The 19,732-nt window shown below is 66.0% G+C and carries 18 protein-coding genes; 11 read left to right on the top strand and 7 right to left on the bottom strand.

The features are described 5' to 3' along the window. From CLG96_RS15310 to CLG96_RS15290, 5 genes are all read left to right on the top strand, one after another. Positions 1 to 1,209, top strand: a complete 1,209-nt coding sequence (locus CLG96_RS15310; protein WP_107969142.1) for an ABC transporter permease — start codon at positions 1 to 3, stop codon at positions 1,207 to 1,209. After that, positions 1,206 to 1,838 carry an EF-hand domain-containing protein gene (locus CLG96_RS15305; RefSeq protein ID WP_207796718.1) on the top strand — a complete coding sequence of 211 codons (633 nt, stop codon included), beginning with the start codon at positions 1,206 to 1,208 and terminating at the stop codon, positions 1,836 to 1,838. Before CLG96_RS15310 ends, CLG96_RS15305 begins: the two co-directional genes overlap by 4 nt. After that, entirely contained in the window at positions 1,835 to 2,533 is a 699-nt protein-coding gene (locus tag CLG96_RS15300; RefSeq protein ID WP_107969141.1) for a response regulator, read from the top strand. The genes CLG96_RS15305 and CLG96_RS15300 overlap by 4 nt, the downstream gene beginning before the upstream one ends. Next, on the top strand, positions 2,533 to 3,882 hold the full coding sequence (locus CLG96_RS15295; RefSeq protein ID WP_107969139.1) for an ATP-binding protein: 1,350 nt from the start codon (positions 2,533 to 2,535) through the stop codon (positions 3,880 to 3,882). The genes CLG96_RS15300 and CLG96_RS15295 overlap by 1 nt, the downstream gene beginning before the upstream one ends. Before the next feature lie 68 nt (positions 3,883 to 3,950). Further along, complete coding sequence (locus CLG96_RS15290; RefSeq protein WP_243395818.1) at positions 3,951 to 6,068, top strand: M3 family metallopeptidase; 2,118 nt, start codon at positions 3,951 to 3,953, stop codon at positions 6,066 to 6,068. Positions 6,069 to 6,180: 112 nt separating this feature from the next. On the opposite strand, the gene CLG96_RS15285 is transcribed toward CLG96_RS15290, so the two are convergent. Next, positions 6,181 to 6,795 carry a Pr6Pr family membrane protein gene (locus tag CLG96_RS15285; protein ID WP_107969137.1) on the bottom strand — a complete coding sequence of 205 codons (615 nt, stop codon included), beginning with the start codon at positions 6,793 to 6,795 and terminating at the stop codon, positions 6,181 to 6,183. 196 nt (positions 6,796 to 6,991) lie between these two features. Here CLG96_RS15285 and CLG96_RS15280 point away from each other — a divergent pair, with 196 nt between their 5' ends. Genes CLG96_RS15280 through CLG96_RS15270 form a run of 3 tightly spaced genes read left to right on the top strand, consistent with a single transcriptional unit; the run spans position 6,992 to position 10,475 of the window. Continuing rightward, positions 6,992 to 8,263 carry a 3-methyl-2-oxobutanoate dehydrogenase (2-methylpropanoyl-transferring) subunit alpha gene (locus CLG96_RS15280; protein WP_107969135.1) on the top strand — a complete coding sequence of 424 codons (1,272 nt, stop codon included), beginning with the start codon at positions 6,992 to 6,994 and terminating at the stop codon, positions 8,261 to 8,263. Between the two features lie 17 nt (positions 8,264 to 8,280). Continuing rightward, positions 8,281 to 9,285, top strand: coding sequence for an alpha-ketoacid dehydrogenase subunit beta (locus tag CLG96_RS15275; RefSeq protein WP_107969265.1), 1,005 nt, complete (start codon positions 8,281 to 8,283; stop codon positions 9,283 to 9,285). 2 nt (positions 9,286 to 9,287) lie between these two features. Then, a complete protein-coding gene (locus CLG96_RS15270) occupies positions 9,288 to 10,475 on the top strand; it encodes a dihydrolipoamide acetyltransferase family protein (RefSeq protein ID WP_107969263.1) in 1,188 nt (395 codons plus the stop codon). 100 nt (positions 10,476 to 10,575) lie between these two features. On the opposite strand, the gene coaA is transcribed toward CLG96_RS15270, so the two are convergent. Both coaA and panD read right to left on the bottom strand, forming a co-directional pair. After that, a complete protein-coding gene (coaA, locus tag CLG96_RS15265; protein WP_243395817.1) occupies positions 10,576 to 11,574 on the bottom strand; it encodes a type I pantothenate kinase in 999 nt (332 codons plus the stop codon). Beyond that, a complete protein-coding gene (gene panD, locus CLG96_RS15260; protein WP_107969133.1) occupies positions 11,571 to 11,948 on the bottom strand; it encodes an aspartate 1-decarboxylase in 378 nt (125 codons plus the stop codon). Before panD ends, coaA begins: the two co-directional genes overlap by 4 nt. 151 nt (positions 11,949 to 12,099) lie before the next feature. On the opposite strand from panD, the gene panB reads away from it, so the two are divergent. The 3 genes from panB (at position 12,100) to CLG96_RS15245 (ending at position 14,995) form a co-directional block, all read left to right on the top strand. Beyond that, positions 12,100 to 12,951, top strand: coding sequence for a 3-methyl-2-oxobutanoate hydroxymethyltransferase (gene panB, locus CLG96_RS15255; protein ID WP_165799671.1), 852 nt, complete (start codon positions 12,100 to 12,102; stop codon positions 12,949 to 12,951). A 4-nt stretch (positions 12,952 to 12,955) separates the two neighbouring features. Beyond that, positions 12,956 to 13,807, top strand: coding sequence for a pantoate--beta-alanine ligase (gene panC / locus CLG96_RS15250; protein ID WP_107969131.1), 852 nt, complete (start codon positions 12,956 to 12,958; stop codon positions 13,805 to 13,807). Positions 13,808 to 13,900: 93 nt separating this feature from the next. Then, a complete protein-coding gene (locus tag CLG96_RS15245) occupies positions 13,901 to 14,995 on the top strand; it encodes a mechanosensitive ion channel family protein (protein ID WP_107969129.1) in 1,095 nt (364 codons plus the stop codon). Here the strand turns inward: CLG96_RS15245 and CLG96_RS15240 are convergent. The 4 genes from CLG96_RS15240 to CLG96_RS15225 form a co-directional block, all read right to left on the bottom strand. Continuing rightward, positions 14,968 to 16,368, bottom strand: coding sequence for an alpha,alpha-trehalose-phosphate synthase (UDP-forming) (locus tag CLG96_RS15240; protein WP_107969127.1), 1,401 nt, complete (start codon positions 16,366 to 16,368; stop codon positions 14,968 to 14,970). The genes CLG96_RS15245 and CLG96_RS15240 overlap by 28 nt on opposite strands. Next, positions 16,365 to 18,161: a glycoside hydrolase family 15 protein gene (locus CLG96_RS15235; protein ID WP_107969125.1), complete on the bottom strand. Its 1,797-nt coding sequence runs from the start codon at positions 18,159 to 18,161 to the stop codon at positions 16,365 to 16,367. The genes CLG96_RS15240 and CLG96_RS15235 overlap by 4 nt, the downstream gene beginning before the upstream one ends. Next, complete coding sequence (gene otsB / locus CLG96_RS15230) at positions 18,158 to 18,919, bottom strand: trehalose-phosphatase (protein ID WP_107969123.1); 762 nt, start codon at positions 18,917 to 18,919, stop codon at positions 18,158 to 18,160. Before otsB ends, CLG96_RS15235 begins: the two co-directional genes overlap by 4 nt. Positions 18,920 to 19,001: 82 nt before the next feature. Next, complete coding sequence (locus CLG96_RS15225; RefSeq protein ID WP_107969121.1) at positions 19,002 to 19,697, bottom strand: TetR/AcrR family transcriptional regulator; 696 nt, start codon at positions 19,695 to 19,697, stop codon at positions 19,002 to 19,004. Positions 19,698 to 19,732 lie beyond the last annotated feature (35 nt).

Here is a 19,732-nt window from a genome sequence, read left to right as displayed (position 1 = left end):
ATGCTGGGCACGACGCTCATCCTCGCGGTGCGCGAGATCCGGCGGCATCTGCTGCGCTCCTTCCTGACGATCCTGGGCATCGTCATCGGCGTGTCGGCGGTCGTCACCATGGTGACGCTGGGCAAGGGGGCTACCGCGGCGGTGCAGACGCAGATCGCCAGCCTCGGCTCCAACCTGCTTCAGGTGCGGCCCGGCCAGGGCTTCGGCCGGGGCGGCGGCGGGCCGCAGCCGCCCGATTTCAAGGAAGAGGATGTGCAGGCGATCCGCGACCAGATCGGCGGCGTCACCGCGGTCGCCCCGCAGGCGCAGTCGACGGGCATGGCGGTGCGCAACGCGGCCAACTGGTCGACCACGATCAACGGCACGACCAATGATTATTTCATCGCCCAGCAATGGCAGCTCTCCACCGGGCGCATCTTCACGCGCGCCGAGGAGCAGGCGGGCAAGGCCGTCTGCATCATCGGATCGACCGTTCAGGCCAATCTGTTCCGCCGCGAGGATCCGATCGGCCAGCGTTTCCGCATCAGGGACCTGTCCTGCGAGGTGATCGGCACGCTCGCTACGCGCGGACAGGGCGGCTTCGGCAATGATCAGGACGATGTCGTCATCATGCCGATCAAGACGGTGCAGCGCCGCTTCACCGGCAATCGCGACATCCGCGCGATCATGGTCGCGGTCGATCCCGCTTATGATACGGCGACGGTGCAGCAATCCACTCAGCAGCTCCTGCGCGAGCGGCGGCGGATTACGGGCGACAAGGAAGATGATTTCAACATCTTCGACACCAAGCAGATTTCGGACACGCTTTCCGGCACGACGACGATCCTGACGCAGATCGTGACGGCGGTGGCGGCGATATCGCTGCTGGTGGGCGGCATCGGCATCATGAACATCATGCTCGTTTCCGTCACCGAGCGGACGCGCGAGATCGGCATCCGCCTCGCCATCGGCGCGGTGGCGCGCGAGGTGCTGATGCAGTTTCTGGTGGAGGCGGTGGCGCTCGCCTGCCTGGGCGGGCTGATCGGGCTGCTGATCGGGCTGATCGCCTCGCTGTCGCTCGCGCCGATGATGCAGGTGCCTTTCCTCTTCGATCCGCGCATCAATCTGATCGCCTTCGCCATTTCCGCGCTGATCGGCGTCGTCTTCGGCTATTTCCCGGCGCGGCGTGCGGCCTCGCTCAATCCCATCGACGCGCTGAGGCACGAATGAAGCGGCTGGCCTTTCTCATTTTGCTTGCGGCAACCGCGCCCGCCATCGCCGCGCCGAAGCCGCCCAAAATTCCCAAGGACGCTCCCTTCTGCATGGCGCCCGATGCGAAGCTGCTCTTCCTTTCGCCGATGGGGGAGCCCTTCCGGATCGAGCAGGGTAGGCCCTATCCCTCCGCCGACTGGTTCGCCGGGGCGGATGCGGACCGGGATGGGCGGGTGACGGCGGGCGAGTTCGTCGCCGATGCATCCCGCTTCTTCAAGCGGATCGACAAGGATGGCGATGCGCAGATCGTGCCCGAGGAGGTGATCGCCTATGAGCGCGACATGGCGCCCGAGATCGCGCTTTATGCGCAGCGGCCGGACGCCAGCTATGGGGGCGGCATGGGGGCGGGGCGCTGGGCCTGGCTCAACATTCCCGAGCCCGTTTCCTCCACCGACGCCGATCTCGACCGTGCGATCAGCCTCGCCGAATATCTGAATGCCGCGCGCCGTCGCTTCACCCTGCTCGATCAGGGCGGGCGCGGCTGGCTGGCGCTGGACGATCTGCCGCGCACGCCCGCCCAGGAAAGGGCGCTCATGCCCTGTCGTCCTCGCCCCGCGGAAACGTCGCCGACAGCGCCGCCGAAATGACTGAAGCCCCCGCCCGCATCCTTGTCGTCGATGACGATGCCGATCTGCGCGGCCTCGTCTCCGATTTCCTCGCCGCCAACCATCTGGAGGTGGAAAGCGCCGCCAATGGCGCGGAGATGGATGCGAAGCTGGCGCAATCGAAATTCGACCTGATCGTGCTCGATCTGATGATGCCGGGCGAGGACGGGCTTTCGATCCTCCGCCGCCTGCGCCGGCCGGGCGGGCCGGGGATCATCATGTTGTCTGCCATGGGCGAGGATACAGACCGCATCATCGGGCTGGAGGTGGGCGCGGACGATTATCTGCCCAAGCCCTGCAACCCGCGCGAGCTGCTCGCCCGCGTCCGTGCGGTGCTCAGGCGGCGGGCGGGGCAGGGGGCGGGCGGCGCCCGCCCGGTGCGCCGCTTCGGCGACTGGACGCTCGACATCGTCCAGCGCGAGCTGCATCGCCCGGGCGAGCCGCCCGCGCCGCTCACCGACGCCGAGTTCCGTACGCTGACCGCCTTTCTCGACCGGCCGCAGCGCGTGCTGACGCGCGACCAGTTGATCGAACATGGCAAGGGGCTCGACAGCGACGTGTTCGACCGCGCGATCGACGTGACGATCAGCCGGCTGCGCAAGAAGCTCGGCCGCGACGATCCGATCCGCACCGTGCGCAACGAAGGCTATATGTTCACGCTCCGGGTGGAGGATTGATGTTCCGCTGGCGGCCGGGCGCGCTGCCGATCTTCTGGCAGACGCTGCTGCTGCTCTTCGCCAGCCTGATCGTCAGCCAGGCGGTGGCGCTCACGCTGCTGCTCTCGCTCGATCCGCCCCGGCCGGATTTCAACCGGCTGTCGGATGTGGCCGATGCGTTGGTGCAGCGCATGCCCGATGGCGGCGGCGAGCGGCAGCGCGAACGGCGCCTTGAGGCCGTGCTCCAGCCGACCGAACCCCTGCCCAGCGACGAGATGGTGAGCGAGCCCCGCTTCACCCGCCGGCTCGCGCGGCGGATGGAGGTCGATCCCGCGCGCGTGCGCCTCTATTTCGAGCCCGACCAGCGCGGCGGCTTTCCCTTCCGATCGCATCGGCATCGGATGGTGCCGCTCCGCCGGGGCGAACCTATCTTCTTCAACCGCGTGGTGGCGGGCCTTCGGACGATCGATGGCGGCTGGCGCGTGGTGCAGACGCCGCCCAAGCCGCTGATCGCGCCCTGGCAGCGCGGGTTGATCCTGTGGTTCGCGGTGGGCGCGGTGGCGCTGCTTCCCTTCGCCTGGCTCTTCGCGCGCGCGATATCCCGCCCGATCCGCAGCTTCGCGCGCGCCGCCGACCGGCTGGGCGCCGATCCGCAGGCGCCGAGCGTGCCCGAAGAGGGCCCCGCCGAGCTGCGCATGACCGCCCATGCGCTCAACCGGATGCAGGAGCGGCTGGCGCAATATGTGAGCGAGCGGACCGCGATGATCGGCGCGATCGCACATGATCTGCGCACGCCGCTCGCGCGCATCGCCTTCCGCATCGAGGCCGCGCCCGAGCCGGTGCGCGAAAAGGTGCAGGCGGATATCGAGCAGATGCGCGCGATGATCGCCGCTACCATCGGTTTCGTCCGCCATTCGGCGCGCCCGACGGATCGGCGGCCGCTCGACTTGGCGGCGTTGTTGCGCTCGATCGTCGAGCAGGATCGCGACATGGGGCGCGACGTCTCCTTTTCGGGGGAAGGGCCGCTGATGATCGCGGGCGATCCGCTGACGCTCGGCCGGCTGTTCCAGAATCTGATCGACAATGGCGTGACTTATGGCGGCGCGGTTGTGATCCATGCCTTTCAGGAGGGCAGCCGCGCGATCGTGACCGTCGCCGACAGGGGCCCCGGCCTGCTGGAGGAACTGCTCGACCGCGTCTTCCAGCCCTTCGAGCGGGCGGATCCCTCGCGCAACCGCGAGACGGGGGGTATCGGCCTCGGCCTCACTATTGCGCGCGCGATCGCGGAGGATCATGGTGGCACCCTGACACTCGCCAATCGGCCCGGCGGCGGGCTGGAGGCACGATGCAGCTTTCCGCGCACGGGTTGATCTATGCCGTATTGCCTGCTTAGATCAGCAAATCACCCCGAGACTTGGTTCATTGGTGGAGTGTCCGATTGCGTAAACTGCTCCTTGCCGCCAGCGCCGTGGCGCTGGTCCTGCCTGTCATGAGCGCGGCCGAGGCCGCTCCCGCCGCAGCGCCGGCCACGGCCAATCCGCTGCTTGCCGCCTGGACCGGCCCCTATGGCGGCGTGCCGCCCTGGGACAGGGTGAAGCCCGAGCTGTTCCCGGCGGCGCTTACCGCCGCAATCGCCGAGCGCCGCGCGGAGATTGCGGCCATCGCCGGCAGCAAGCAGCCGGCCAGTTTCGCCAATACGGTCGAGGCGCTGGAGCGCGCCGGCCAGACGCTCGATCGGGTGAATTCGCTGTTCGACGTGATGACAAGCAACATGAATTCGCCCGCCTATCAGGCGCTCGACAAGGAATGGGCGCCGAAGCTTTCGGCAGCGAATGACGAGATCATCCTCAATTCCAAGCTCTTCGCCCGGATCGAAGCGGTCTATAATCAGCGCGCGACGCTCGATCCGCAGCAGCAGCGGCTGGTGACGCGCCTCTACGAGCAGTTCGTCCGTTCGGGCGCGAAGCTGGTGCCGGCGCAGAAGGCGCAGCTTTCCGCCTATAATCAGCAGCTTGCCGCCGCCTTCTCCGATTTCAGCAGCAAGCTGCTGGCGGATGAGGACAAGGCGATCTTCTTCACCAGCGAGGCCGATCTGGCGGGCCTGCCGGCCTCCGGCATCGCGGCCGCCAAGGCGGCGGCGGCCGAGCGCGGCCAGCCCGGCCAGTGGGCGATCGTCAACACCCGATCGGCGGTCGATCCCTTCCTGACCTTCGCCACCAAGCGCGACCTGCGCGAGAAGGTGTGGCGCGCCTTCGTCAATCGCGGCGACAATGGCGATGCCAACGACACCAACGCCACCATCGCGAAGATCGTGAAGCTGCGCGCCGATCGCGCCAAGCTGCTCGGCTTTCCCAGCCATGCGGCATGGCGGATGCAGGATACGATGGCGAAGACGCCCGAAGCGGCCGATGCGCTGATGATGAAGGTATGGCCTGCCGCCGTCGCGCGCGTGAAGGAGGAGGTCGCCGACATGCAGGCGATCGCCGACAAGGAAGGCGCGAAGATCAGCATCGAGCCCTGGGATTACCGCTTCTATGCGGAGAAGGTGCGCAAGGCGCGCTATGATCTCGATCAGGCGGAGATAAAGCCCTATTTCGAGCTGAACAATATGATCCAGGCCGCCTTCTATTCGGCGGGCCGGCTCTATGGCTATCAGTTCCGCGAGATTACGGGCACGGTGCCCGTGTTCGAGAAGAATGTCCGCGTGTGGGAGGTGACGAAGGGCGGCAAATATGTCGGCCTCTTCTACGGCGATTATTTCGCGCGCACGGGCAAGCGCTCTGGCGCGTGGATGACGACCTATCGCGGACAGCAGCGTTTCGACGGACCGCGCACCACGCTTGCATCCAATAATAATAATTTCGCGCCGGCGGCACCGGGCGAGCCCGTGCTGATCAGCCTCGACGATGCCGAGACTTTGTTCCACGAATTCGGCCATGCGATCCATTATCTGTCGCAGGATATCTATTATCCGGGCCTGTCGGGCGTGCCGCGCGATTTCGTGGAGTTCCCCAGCCAGGTGAACGAGCATTGGGTGCTCACCCGCGACGTGCTCGACAAGTTCGCGCGCCATTATCAGACCAAGGCACCGATGCCCGCGGCGCTGGTCGACAAGATCAAGCAGTCGGAGAAGTTCAACCAGGGCTTCGCCACGGTCGAATATCTCGCCTCCGCGATCGTCGACATGGATCTGCACAAGCGGGCCGACGGCGTGGTCGACGTCGACAGTTTCGAGCGCGAGACGCTGGCGCGGATCGGCATGCCGAAGGAGATGGTGATGCGCCATCGCCTGCCGCAGTTCGGCCATCTCTTCTCGTCGGACGCCTATTCGGCGGGCTATTATAGCTATCTCTGGTCCGAGACGATGGATGCCGACACTTGGGCGGCGTTCGAGGAGGCGGGCAATCCCTGGGACGAGGCGACTGCCGGCCGTTTCCTCAAGACTTTGCTCTCGACCGGCAACGAGACCGACCGTGCCGAGGCCTACCGCGCCTTCCGCGGCCGTGATCCGGACGTGAAGGCGCTGCTCCGCCAGCGCGGCTTTCCGACCGAGTGACATTCCTCCCCGTCGCCCCAGCGCAGGCTGGGCCCTTCCATGGTCGCCGCAAGTGGATGGCCGGGAGGGATGCCAGCCTGCGCTGGCATGACGGGGTTGGAGGGCGGAGTTGCTACGCTCCCTTCGTCGCTAGCCGCCGATCGAGCCACCATAGGCAATGGGCGACGGTGAGGAAGCAGGCGGCGATGATGGCGGCGTTGGCGGCGGTGAGCGCCCAGCCGATCCGCTCGACATCGATGAAGGGATAGGCATAGCGCCCCGTCGCGACACCCCGGATCAGCGCATAGATGAGATAGGCGATCGGATAGAGCGCGATCAGCCAGGGATCGCGCAACCGCATCCGCCCCTTGGGCGCGAAGAAGAACCAGAAGAGCACGACCAGTATCGGCCCTAGATCGTGCAGCAGAAGATCGGCCACGCTCTGCAGCCCGCGCGGGTTCAGCACGTGGCGCAACGCCACTTCATAGACGATGCCGACCAGCGCCATGCACAGCGCCAGCCCCGCGAACAGCAAGGGCTTCCTGACGCGCGGGCTGCCTGCCGCGACGGCCGCGAAGAGGATCGCCACCGCAAGGTTGGTCGTGACGGTGAAATAGCCCGCCAGCCGCCATAGTGCGGCGAGCATCGAGCCGAGACGCTGCTCCACGACGATGAACTGGACGGAAAGGCCGCCCCAGGCGGTGGCGGCGATGATCGCGGCAACGGCCCGTTCGCGCCTGTCCTTCATAATGGGCTTTCCTCCCCCTGACGCTGTCCATGTCCGTCATCGGCTTGGTCCATGCAAGAGAATGATTGTGCGATGCGGAATAATACTTCCGGATATTGAAATAAAATATCTATCCAGTAAAAGAAGATTTGGCGCAGATCATCGCGCCGATATTTGACCGGACCGGCAACAAGCCGGCCGCGAGGATGGACTGAACATGGCTGACGAAGGGCCGGGCCGCAATTTGCGCCCGCTGACGCTGCATGTGCCCGAACCGCGCTTCCGCCCCGGCGACGTGGTCGATTTCGGCGATCTCCATTTGCCCGGCGCGGGCGAGACGCGCCGCCCGCCGATCGACAGCGCGCCCGCCGACATGCGCGAGCTATGCTATCAGCTCGTCCGCGTGCTCGATGAGGAGGGCAGGGCAGTCGGCCCCTGGGATCCGAAGCTCGCGCCCGAAAGGCTGCTCATGATGCTCCGCCAGATGGCGCTTGTCCGCGCCTTCGACGAGCGCATGTATCGCGCGCAGCGCCAGGGCAAGACCAGCTTCTATCTGAAATGTACCGGCGAGGAGGCGACCTCGGTCGCCGCCGCCCATGCGCTCCACCGCGACGATATGTGCTTCCCCTCCTATCGCCAGCAGGGGCTGCTGATCGCGCGCGACTGGCCGCTGGTCGACATGATGTGCCAGATCTATTCCAATGCGGGCGACCGGCTGAAGGGTCGGCAGATGCCGATCCTCTATTCGGCCAAGGAAGCGAGCTTCTTCTCCCTCTCGGGCAATTTGGCGACGCAATGCCCGCAGGCGGTTGGCTGGGCGATGGCGTCGGCGGCGCGGGGCGACACGCGCATCGCCGCCGCCTGGTGCGGCGAGGGATCGACCGCGGAAGGCGACTTCCATTCCGCCATGACCTTCGCCGCCGTCTATCGCGCGCCCGTGATCCTGAACGTCATCAACAATCAATGGGCGATCTCCTCCTTTTCCGGCTTTGCGGGCGCGGAGGCGACCACCTTCGCCGCGCGCGCGATCGGCTATGGCATTGCCGGCCTCCGGGTGGACGGGAATGATGCGCTCGCCGTCCATGCCGCGACCGAATGGGCGGCCGAGCGGGCGCGCAACAATCATGGCCCCACGCTGATCGAACATTTCACCTATCGGTCCGAAGGCCATTCCACCTCGGACGATCCCGCCCGCTATCGAGCCGCCGACGAACGGAGCGCCTGGCCGCTGGGCGATCCCATAGAGCGGCTGAGTGGGCATGTTACGCGGCTCGGCCTGTGGGATGCCGAGCGGCAGGCGGCGATGGAACGCGAGCTGGCCGAGCAGGTCCGCCTCGCCGCCCGCGAGGCGGAGAAGCAGGGCGTGCTCGGCAACGGCATGCACCAGCCCCTTTCGACCATGTTCGAGGATGTGTTCGAGGAGATGCCCTGGCACCTGAAGGAGCAGGCGCGGCAGATGCGGGAGGAAGGCGAGGCGGCGGGCTTATGAGCGGGCCCGTGCGCGCCATGAACATGATCCAGGCGATCAATTCGGCGCTCGACCTGCTTCTGGCACGCGATCCGGATATTGTCGTGATGGGGGAGGATGTCGGCTATTTCGGCGGCGTCTTCCGGGCGACCGAGGGCCTCCAGAAGAAATATGGCAAGACCCGCGTGTTCGACACGCCGATCACCGAACTCGGCATCGTCGGCGTGTCGGTCGGCATGGCGGCCTATGGGCTGAGGCCCGTGCCCGAGATCCAGTTCGCCGACTATATCTATCCCGCGCTGGACCAGCTCGTGTCCGAAGCGGCACGGCTGCGATACCGCTCGGCGGGCGAATTCACCGCGCCGATCACGGTGCGCTCGCCCTTCGGTGGCGGCATTTTCGGCGGGCAGACGCACAGCCAGTCGCCCGAGGGCATATTCACGCATGTGGCGGGGCTGAAGACGGTGATCCCGTCCAATCCCCATGACGCCAAGGGGCTGCTGATCGCCGCGATCGAGGATAATGATCCGGTGATCTTCTTCGAGCCGAAGCGCATCTATAACGGCCCCTTCGACGGCCATTATGATCGGCCGGCGAGAGCCTGGAGCGGGCATCCGGAGGCGGAGGTGCCGGAAGGCTATTATCGCATCCCGCTCGGCACGGCGCGGATCGTGCGCGAAGGCAATGATGTGACGATCCTCTGCTACGGCACGATGGTCCATGTCGCGACGTCGGTAGTGGCGGAAAAGGGGGTGGATGCGGAGGTGATCGACCTGCGCACGCTCGTGCCGCTCGATATCGAAACGATCGAGGCGTCGGTGAAGAAGACCGGGCGCTGCGTGGTCGTCCATGAGGCGACCCGGACGGGCGGCTTCGGCGCGGAGCTTTCCGCGCTGGTGCAGGAGCATTGCTTCCATTCGCTCGAGGCGCCGGTCGAGCGGGTGACGGGTTGGGACACGCCTTATCCGCATTCGCTGGAATGGGCCTATTTCCCGGGGCCGGTGCGGCTCGGCGAAGCGCTCAGGCGAGTGATGGAGGAATGACGGTGGCGCGGATCGCCTTCAAGCTGCCGGATATCGGCGAGGGCATAGCCGAGGCGGAGATCGTCGCCTGGCATGTCAGGCCGGGCGACCATGTCGAGGAAGATCAGCCGCTCGCCGACATGATGACGGACAAGGCGACCGTCGAGATGACCGCGCCGGTTACGGGCCGCATCGTCGAGATTGGCGGCGAGGTGGGCGATCAGCTCGCGATCGGCTCCATCCTGGCCGTATTCGAGACGGATGAGGGCGTAGCGGTGGCGGAAGGCCCGGCGGCCGTGGCGCCCGTACCGGAGGCTGAGCCCCGGCCGGCTGGGGAGGAGAAGAGGAGGGAAGGGAAGATCCTGGCTTCGCCCGCCGTCCGCGCGCGTGCCCGGGCGCTGAACATCGATCTGGCGGCGGTGAAGCCCGCCTCGGGCGAGCGGGTGCGCCATGCCGATCTCGATGCCTATCTGCTTCAGGGGAAAGCTCCCGCTGCGCCCGCCCCCATCGAGCGGGACGAGGTGAAGGAGATCAGGCTCGTCGGGCTGCGCCGCAGGATCGCGGAGAATATGGCCGAGGCGAAGCGCAGCATCCCGCATTTTTCCTATGTCGAGGAAGTGGACGTGACCGCGCTCGAGGCGCTCCGCGCGGCGATGAATGCGGAGCGCGGAGCGCGGCCGAAGCTGACGCTGCTGCCCTTCCTTGCGACGGCATTGGCGAAGGCGCTGCCGCACTTTCCGATGATCAATGCGCGCTATGACGACAAAGCCGGGGTGGTCGCCCGCCATAGCGCGGTGCATCTCGGCATCGCGACGCAGACCGAGGCGGGTCTGCTCGTGCCGGTGATCCGTAACGCGCAGGCGCGCGACATCTGGGCGCTGGCGGGCGAGATTGCGCGGCTGGCCGATGCCGTGCGGCAGGGCCACGCCACCAGCGAGGAACTGAGCGGATCGACCATCACGCTGACGTCGCTTGGGGGCCTGGGCGGGATCGTCTCCACGCCGATCATCAACCGGCCGGAAGTGGCGATCATGGGCGTGAACCGGATCGTCGAGCGGCCGGTCGCGATCGACGGCAGGATCGAGCTGCGCCGGATGATGAATCTCTCCTCCAGCTTCGATCATCGCGTGGTGGACGGCTATGATGCGGCGCGCTTCATCCAGGCGGTGAAGCGGCTGATCGAGACGCCCGCGCTGCTGTTCGTGGCCTGAACCGGCTTTCAGGCACCGTCGCGCTTAGGCCGAGCCTGTCGGGGGGAGTCTCAGCATCCTTCGACAAGCTCAGGGTGAGCATGTGGGGTAGGAAAATGCTCTACAGCCGCCGCAGCCAGAGCTTGTCCACCGCATGATCGGCGCTCTTGTGGATGATCACGTCGGCGCGCGGGCGGCTGGGGAGGATATTCTCGAACAGATTGACCTGATTGATCTGGAGCCAGAGCTCGCGGGCGAAGGCGCGGCTTTCTTCCGGCGTGGCCGTCGCCAGATGGTGGAAATAGGAGCCGGGATCCTGAAAGGCGGTCTGCTGGTGATGCAGGAACCGCTCTTCATACCAATGGGCGATATGGGCCGGCTCCGCGTCGATATAGATGGACAGGTCGAAAAAGTCGCTCGCGGTGAAAAGGGTGGGGCGGCTGGCTTCGCTGGTCACGCCGATCTGGAGGACGTTGAGCCCCTCGAAGATCAATATGTCCGGCCGGTCGACCTCATGATATTCGCCGGGCAGAATATCATAGGCATGGTGCGAATAGACGGGCGAAAGGCCCCGCCCGGTGGATTTCACCTCCGCCAGGAAATCCATCATCCGGCGCACGTCATAGCTTTCGGGAAAGCCCTTGCGCCGCATCAGCCCGCGCTTCTGGAGCGTGGCGGTGGGATAGAGGAAGCCGTCCGTCGTGATCAGATCGACCTTCGGATGATCCGGCCAGCGGGACAGCAGCGCGCGCAGCACGCGCGCCGTGGTGCTCTTGCCGACCGCGACGCTGCCCGCCACCGCCACGACATAGGGCCGGCCCGCCGCCGGGCGGCCAACGAAATCGTCGGTCACGCGGGCAAGGCCGCGCGCGGCGGCGATGTGCAGGTTGATGAGCCGGGTGAGGGGTAGGTAGATATCCTCCACCTCGCCCAGCGAGATCGGCTCGTTCGCGCCGCGCAGCTGCTCCAGTTCCTCCTCGTCCAGCGTCATCGGCACGGCGGAGCGCAGCCGGCTCCAGCTCTTCCGGCTGAATTCGGAATGGGTCGCGGCGTCCATTTCGGAAATCTGCCCCGGCAATGGCAGGCCGGACAAGCGATCGGCGTCGGCCAAGGCCGTCAACCGAAGGACGCCAGTTCCGTCCGGGGCTCTTCGACAAGATGTCGCACGAGCTTGTTCTTGCGATCGACGAGGATGACCTGCGGCGTGATCGGCTCGGCCGTGAGCTCGAAGCCCATGATGATCACTTCCTCCCCCGCGCCGATCAGATGGGCGGCGGCGCCGTTCACGCAAATGTCGCCCGAGCCGCGTTCGCCTGCAATGACATAGGTCTCCAGGCGCGCGCCCGATGTATTCGACACGACCAGAACGCGTTCGCCCGGCCACAGGCCGACACGGTCGATAAGATCCTGATCGATCGTGATCGATCCGACATAGGCAAGGTTTGCTTCGGTGACCGTGGCATTGTGAATCTTGGAACGCAAAACCCAGCGCACGGCAACTCTCCGACCACATTCTTTGTCCGGTCTCGCGCTATATAGAATATCAATCCCGATTGTCGATCCTGCCTCCGCCATGGGTGAAGTTGCCGGGGTCCGGCGCCACCGCTAGAGCAGGGCGCAAGGAAAAAATATGAAGGCAGTAATCATGGTGCGTACGACAACGGCAGACTTTGCGCGCATGAAGGCCGAGGGCCGGCCCATCCCGATGGTGACATGCTATGATTATGCCTCGGCGCTGATCGTCGCGCGGGCGGGGCTGCGCTTCATCCTGGTGGGCGACTCGCTGGGCCAGGTGATGCTGGGCCATGACGACACGCTGCGCGTCTCGCTGGACGAGATGATCTCCCATTCGGCGGCGGTCGTGCGCGGCGCGCCGGACGCGCTGGTGATCGGCGACCTGCCCTTTCTGAGCTATGCGATGGTGGACGATGCCGTGCGATCGGCGGGCCGGATGATGCGCGAGGCGGGTGTCCGGGCGGTGAAGCTCGAGGGCGGTCGATCGATGGCGCCGATCGTGCGCCGGATGGTCGAGCTCGGCATCCCGGTGGTGGGGCATCTCGGCTTCACGCCGCAATCCGCGCATCAGATCGGCATCCGGGTGCAGGGCCGGACGCTCGAAACTGCGGCGGACCTGATCGCGGATGCCCATGCGCTGGAACAGGCGGGGGCCTGTGCCGTGGTGCTGGAGCTGGTTCCGGCGCCGCTCGCCGCCGCGATCACGAAGCGGCTGAAGGTGCCGACGATCGGCATCGGCGCGGGTGCGGGATGTTCGGGGCAGGTGCAGGTCTGGCATGATCTGCTCGGCCTGTTCGATCGCCCGCCTTTCCGCCACGCCCGGCAATATGCCGCGATCGGCCCCGCCATCGAGGAGGCGCTGCGCGGCTATGCCGGCGAGGTGACGGCGGGCGTCTTCCCGACGGCGGCCAATGCGGCGTCGATGGACGAGGGGCTGGTCGCCGAGGCCGTTGCCCGCTTCGAAGCGGCGGAAGGCTGCTGATCCGATGCGCGTGATCGAGACGATCGCGGAATTCCGCGAGGCGCGCGCCGAATATGGCAGGCTGGGCTTCGTGCCTACAATGGGCGCCTTGCATGCGGGCCATCTGAGCCTCGTCGCGCTGGCCAGGGAACAGTGCGAGGCTGTCGCCGTCAGCATCTTCGTCAATCCCACCCAGTTCGGCCCGAACGAGGATTTCCAGCGCTATCCGCGCACCTTGGCGGCGGATTTGGCGCTGCTCGAGCAGGCGGGGGTGGATCTGGTCTTCACGCCTTCGGTGGACGAGCTCTATCCGGCGGGCTTCGCCACCAGCATCGATGTCGGGCCGGTCACCGAACGGCTGGAAGGCGCGATCCGGCCTGGCCATTTCGCGGGCGTGGCGACGGTGGTGTGCAAGCTGCTCAATATCAGCGGGGCCGATGCCGCCTTCTTCGGCCAGAAGGATGTGCAGCAGACGCTGGTGATCAGGAAGCTCGTCCGTGATCTCAACATGCGCTGCCGGATCGTGATCGGGCCGACCATGCGCGAAGCCGACGGCCTCGCCCTATCCAGCCGGAACATCTATCTCGATGCGGAGCAGCGGCGGCAGGCCCCGGCATTATATCGGGCGCTGGAGCAAGCGCGGGCATGCCATGATGCAGGCGACCGCGATGCCGTGGCGCTGCGCCGGACCATCATCGAGGGGATCGAGCGGGATAGCGCGGGCGTGATCGATTATGTCAGCATCGCCGATCCGGTGACGTTGGCGGAGCTGGACCGGATCGGCCCGGAAGGCGCGATCGTCTCGCTCGCGGTGCGGTTCGGATCGACCCGGCTGCTCGACAATATCCTGCTGGGGCCGATTGCGTCCGCATCCTGATCGTCATGCGCGCGGGGCGACGGAACGGGCCGGGTGCGGGGCGGATTTTGCTGCACTGCGGAACGGGGAGGGGCTTTTGCGGTTGATTCGGCCATGACCAGCCTTTTCGACACTCGACTGGCCGGGATCGCGCTCAGCGACGCCATTCCCTATCTGCTGCTCGGCCTGATTCTGATCCTCGCCCTGATCGCGCACTGGATGGCGGTGCGCATCCTGACGCGTATCGTGCGGCGGACGCAGGGCATGGCCGACGATCTGGTGATCGCCCGCATTGCCGCGCCGCTGCGCTGGATATTCGTGGTGGTGGCGCTGTCGGCCGGGCGGCGCGTGATACCGATCGGCGACTGGGCGGATCGGTTGTGGACGCAGCTTTCGGGCTTCATCCTGCCGGCGCTGTTCGGCTGGGGCCTGATCGCCATGGTGGGCGCGTTCAGGGACGTGGTGGAGCTGCGCGCCGACATCAGCATGGCGGACAATCTGCGCGCCCGGCGGCATCGCACGCGGGTGAGCATACTTTCCCGCATCGCCATATTCGTCATTCTCTTCTTCACCCTCTCCGCCATGCTGCTAAGCATACCGGGCGTGCGCAATGTGGGCGTCACGCTGATGGCGTCGGCGGGGATCGCCGGCCTGGTGGTCGGCGCCGCGGCGCAGCCCGCGCTCAAGAATCTGATCGCCGGCGTGCAGATGGCCTTCACCGAGCCGATCCGGATCGACGATGTGGTGATCATCGCGGGCGAATGGGGCCGGATCGAGGAGATCAGGCTGACCTATGTCGTCGTGAAGATATGGGACGAGCGCCGGCTGATCGTGCCCGTCAGCAAATTTCTGGAGGAGCCGTTCCAGAACTGGACGCGGCAGACCTCGCAACTGCTCGGCAGCGCCTTTCTCTATGTCGATCCGACCGCGGACGTGGCGCGCATCCGCGCCCGGGCGGCCGAGCTGGCCGAGGCCAATGCGCTATGGGACAAGCGTTTCGTCAATCTGCAGGTGACGGACATCAAGCCCGAGGTGATGGAGCTGCGCGTCCTCGTCACGGCATCGGATGCGAGCCGGGCATTCGACCTGCGCTGCGACATGCGCGAGGCGCTGATCGCTTTCATCCGCGATGAAATGCCCGAAGCGCTGCCGCGGCAGCGCATATCGGGTACCGGGCCGGATCAGTCGCTGGCGGTGACGACCGGCTGAGGGCGGCCGGTGAGCGCGGCGGTGAACCTGTTCAGCCACCACATCACATCCTCGCGCTCGACATTGTCCATCAGCTTGCGCCAACGGGCGATACGCTCGTCGCGCGGCATCGTCAGCGCCTGCTGGATCGCATCCGACAATTCCTCCGCGCTGTGCGGATTGACGAGCAGCGCATCGCTGAGCTGGGCGGCGGCGCCGGCGAAATGGGACAGGATCAGCACCCCCGGATTTTCCGGATCCTGCGCCGCGACATATTCCTTGGCGACGAGGTTCATGCCGTCGCGCAAGGGCGTGATCAGCCCGATCCGCGCGGAGCGGTAGATTCCGGCGAGCTGATCGCGGCCATAGCCCCGGTTGACGTAGCGGATCGGCACCCAGTCGAGATCAGCGAAGGCGCCGTTGATGCGGCCCGACAGGCCATCGAGCGTGGCGCGGATTTCCTGATAGCTCTGCACATCACTGCGCGAAGGCGGCGCGATCTGGAGCAGGAAGACCTCGCCATGCAGCATCGGATTGGCGGCGAGGAAGCGTTCATAGCCGAGGAAGCGTTCGTGCAGCCCCTTGGAATAATCCAGCCGGTCGACGCCGACGATCATGTCGCGGCCGACGGCGCTCTGGCGCATGCGATAGGCGGTGTAGCGGGCCGTGCCGGTTTCCGCGGCGGCCTTGAACTGGGCGGTGTCGATGCCGATCGGGCAGGAGATGGCCTGGACCGTGCGGCCGTCCACCCGGATCGTGCCATCCTCGAAAACCTCGCCGCCGATCTCGTTCAGGATATAGTGACGGAAATTTTCGAGCGAATCCTCGGTCTGGAAGCCGATCACCTCATAGGCGAAGAGCGAGCGGACGAGCTCGCGATGATCCGGCAGCGACATCAGCAGGGACTGTGGCGGCCAGGGAATGTGCAGGAAGAAGCCGATGCGGTTGGCGATGCCGTGCCGGCGCAGCTCCTCGCCGAGCGGGATCATGTGATAGTCATGGACCCAGATCAGGTCGTCCGGTTCGATCAGCGGCGCCAGCAGCTCGGCGAAGCGGCCGTTTACGCGCTGATAGCCGCCCGCGAAGCTGCGTTCATATTCCGCAAGATCGACCCGATAGTGGAAGAGCGGCCACAGCGTGCGGTTGGCATAGCCGTTATAATATTCCTCGACGTCCTGCTCCTCCAGGTCGATCGTCGCGGTGGTGACGCCGTCATGCGTTTGGAAATCAATCTCTCCGGTGAAGCTCTCGATCGTTTCGCCGGACCAGCCGAACCATATTCCGGCGGTCTCGCGCAGCGCGGCAGTGAGGGCGACGGCGAGGCCCCCCTGATTGCCGGCGCTCTGGCCCTTGGGCGCCTGCACCCGGTTCGACACGACGATCAGACGGCTCATCGGATAGCACTCCAGGGCCGGCTCAGGAGCACGGCGCAGTTGATCAGACCGACAAGCGAATAGGTCTGCGGATAGTTGCCCCAGAGCTCACCGCTATTGGGATCGATATCCTCGGACAGCAGCCCGGCGGCGGTGCGGCGCGAAACCATCTCCTCGAACAGCGCGCGGGCGTCGCCGATGCGCCCGATCGCGTGCAGCGCCTCGATCAGCCAGAAGGTGCAGACGTTGAAGGCCGTATGGGGCAAGCCGAAATCATCCTCGGTCGCATAACGCAGCATGTGCGATCCGCGACGCAAACCTTCTTCGACGGCGGCGAGCGTGTCGCGGAAACGGGGATCATCCGGCGCGAAGAAGCGGATATCAAGCAACTGGATAAGGCTGGCGTCCAGATCGTCGCCCGAAAAGGTGGCCGAGATGCGACGCGTGCCTTCGCGCCAGGCCTCGCGCTCGATCTTCTCGCGGATCGCGTCTGCCCGCTGCTGCCAGAAGAAATGGCGATCAGGCAGGCCGAGCACGGCGGCAGCATTGGCGAGGCGGTCGCAGGCGGCCCAGCACATGGCCGCCGAATAGGTATGGACCGCCGCCCGGGTGCGAAGCTCCCACAGGCCGGCATCGGGCCGGTCATGCACCTCCCAGGCATGCTCGCCGATCTTCTCGAGCGAGAGGAAATCCTCGAGGCCGGCCATGCGGTAGAGCCGCTGGTCGAAAAAGGCCTGGGTGTTGGAAAGCACGATCTGGCCATAGGCATCATGCTGGATCTGCTCGGCGGCCTGATTGCCGACGCGGACCGGCCCCATGCCGCGATAGCCGGGCAGCGCCTGCTCGATCCGTTCGGGCAGCGAGGCTTCGTAGCCGACGCCATAGAGCGGCTGGATATGGCCGCCGCGCGCGCCATCGACGATGTTGCGCAGATATTCGAGATAGGATTCCAGCACGTCCAGCGCGCCCAGCCGGTTGAGCGCCTGGACGGTATAATAAGCGTCCCGGATCCAGCAGTAGCGATAGTCCCAATTGCGCTGCGAGCCGGCATGTTCGGGGATGGAGGTGGTGAGCGCGGCGACGATCGCGCCGGTTTCCTCATGCTGGCAAAGCTTCAGCGTGATCGCCGAGCGAATGACGACATCCTGCCATTCCATCGGCGTGGCGAGCCCGCGCACCCAGCCCTTCCACTCCGCATCCGTCTCGTCGAGCATATTGTCGATGGTGGTGGCGAGCGCGCCGACGAAGGATTCGTCCGGGCCGAGGAAGAAATGGAGCGGTCGTTCGACGCGGAATATCTCCTCCGACGCAATCAGGCCGACGGGGGCGCTGGTGGTGAGCCGCAGCGTGTGATCGTCGAGCAGGAAGCGCAGATGATTGGTGCCCGCCGTGCGCTCCGCATCATGCTTGCCCCAGCTGGCCGCGACGCGCAGCCGTACGCGGATGCGCGGCGAGCCGGAAACCGGCCGGACGATGCGGACGAAGGCGACGGGGCGATAGGTGCGGCTAAAGCGGCGGAAGCGGGGGCAGAAATCGATCACCTCGATCGCATTGCCCGCCCCGTCGCCGTGACGCGTGACGAGGATCGGCGTGTTGCGGCGATAGGACTGGGTCGTTTCGGTGCAGCCGTCGAGTTCGATCGACCAGAAGCCGCGCTCGGGCCGGCCGCTCGTCTCCTCATCATCGAGCAGCGCGCAGAAGGCCGGATCGCCATCGACCCGAGGGACGCAGGCCCAGACGAAACGGCCGGCCCGGTCGACAAGCGCGGAAGCCTGGCAGTTTCCGATCGGCCAGAGATCGACCGACCCCTTCAAGCCGCGTCCTTCACCAGGCCGGCGAGCCAGAGCCGGACGGCCGTCACATCGGGCAGCGCATAGCGCGCCGAGGTCGGCCGCGGCGGGCCGACGAGGATGCCGGCGCCGCCATGTGCATCCGCCGCGACGAAGCCCGGCTCGTCGGTAAGATCGTCGCCCAGGAACAGCGGCATCGTATCGGCAAAGGCTTCATGATCCATCATCGCACGGATGGCGCCGCCCTTGTCGTCACCCTGCTCTCGCAGCTCGACCATCATCTTGCCGGGCTGGACGAAGAGGCCCTGTGCTGCCGCAACCCGCTCCGCCAGCGCGATCGCCTCCGCTTCGGCCTCCGGGACCTGGCGATAATGAAGCGCGATCCCGTGCGTCTTATGTTCGATCATTGTTTCGGGATGGGCCGCGACGAACGACATGAACAGCTCGGCCGCCATGGACAGTGCCTCGGACGGGACGAGTGGAGCGCGAGACTCGCCGGGCAGGCGCCGCTCCATGCCGTGGCTGCCGGCGAGGAAGAGGCGTTCGCCGGTGGGCCCGAAGAAATGATCGAGCTGTGCCACCGAACGGCCGCTGACGATCGCCAGCCGGCCATCGAGGCGATGGGCGAGCGCGTCGATCAGCGACTGCAGCTCGCCATCCACGACGACCGCATCCGGCCGCTCGGCGAGCTCGACGAGTGTGCCGTCGAAATCGAGGAACAGGCTTATCGAACCCTCCCAATGCCGGGGCGGGAGGGGCGGTGTAGTGAAATCCATGCTCATGTCGATCGATCATATCCTTCATTGAGGGGGATGGAGGAACATCATTGAAAGGGATGGGGGAAGGCGGGGTTCCGGATCGGCCTCAAATAGTCTGCGGCGCGTCGGCGCGGGCTTCGTCAGCCTGCGAGGGGGCGGGAGCAAGCAGATAGGCGCGCAGCAGCGCGCGACAATGATCGAGGCGCTCGGCCAACCATTCGCGGCTACCCATGTCGATTTCGAGGAGCGCCGAGAGCGACCAGGCATTGGCGAGATGGAAGCGGCTGAGCGCCGTGATGGTGATATAGATTTGGGCGTCGTCGAGCCCTTCACGGAACAGCCCCTTGGCCTGGCCGCTCTCGATCAGCCGACTGATCGTCTGGCGCAGCGGAAAGGCCGTTTCGGGCACGAGCCGCGACCGGCGGACATATTTGCCGCGCATCATGTTCTCCGTGCGGAGCAGCGCCTCGAAATAGGGATTTGCGGCGAAATAGGCGAAGGTGAAGTCGAGCAGGCCGATCAGCCCTTCGAGCGGCCGTTCATAATCGATGGCGAGCTTGGCCTCCTCCGCCCGGATGGAAGCATAGGCATCCTCCAGCACGGCGATGTAGATGCCCTCCTTGCTGCCGAAATAATGGTAGAGCATGCGGATATTGCGCCGCGCCGTCTTGGCGATCCGTTCCGCGCGGGCGCCGGAATAGCCATGGGTCGCGAATTCGCGTAGCGCCGCGCGCATCAATGTGCGGCGGGTCTGTTCGGCATCACGTTTCTGTTTCGGCTTTTCGCTTGCCGATCCTGCCATTCGCCATACTCTTGCCTGATGTGTTGCCCGACGGG

This window comes from Sphingomonas oleivorans (genome assembly GCF_003050615.1).
GTDB lineage: Bacteria > Pseudomonadota > Alphaproteobacteria > Sphingomonadales > Sphingomonadaceae > Sphingomonas_H > Sphingomonas_H oleivorans.
This window is presented reverse-complemented; position numbering and strand designations above follow the sequence as displayed.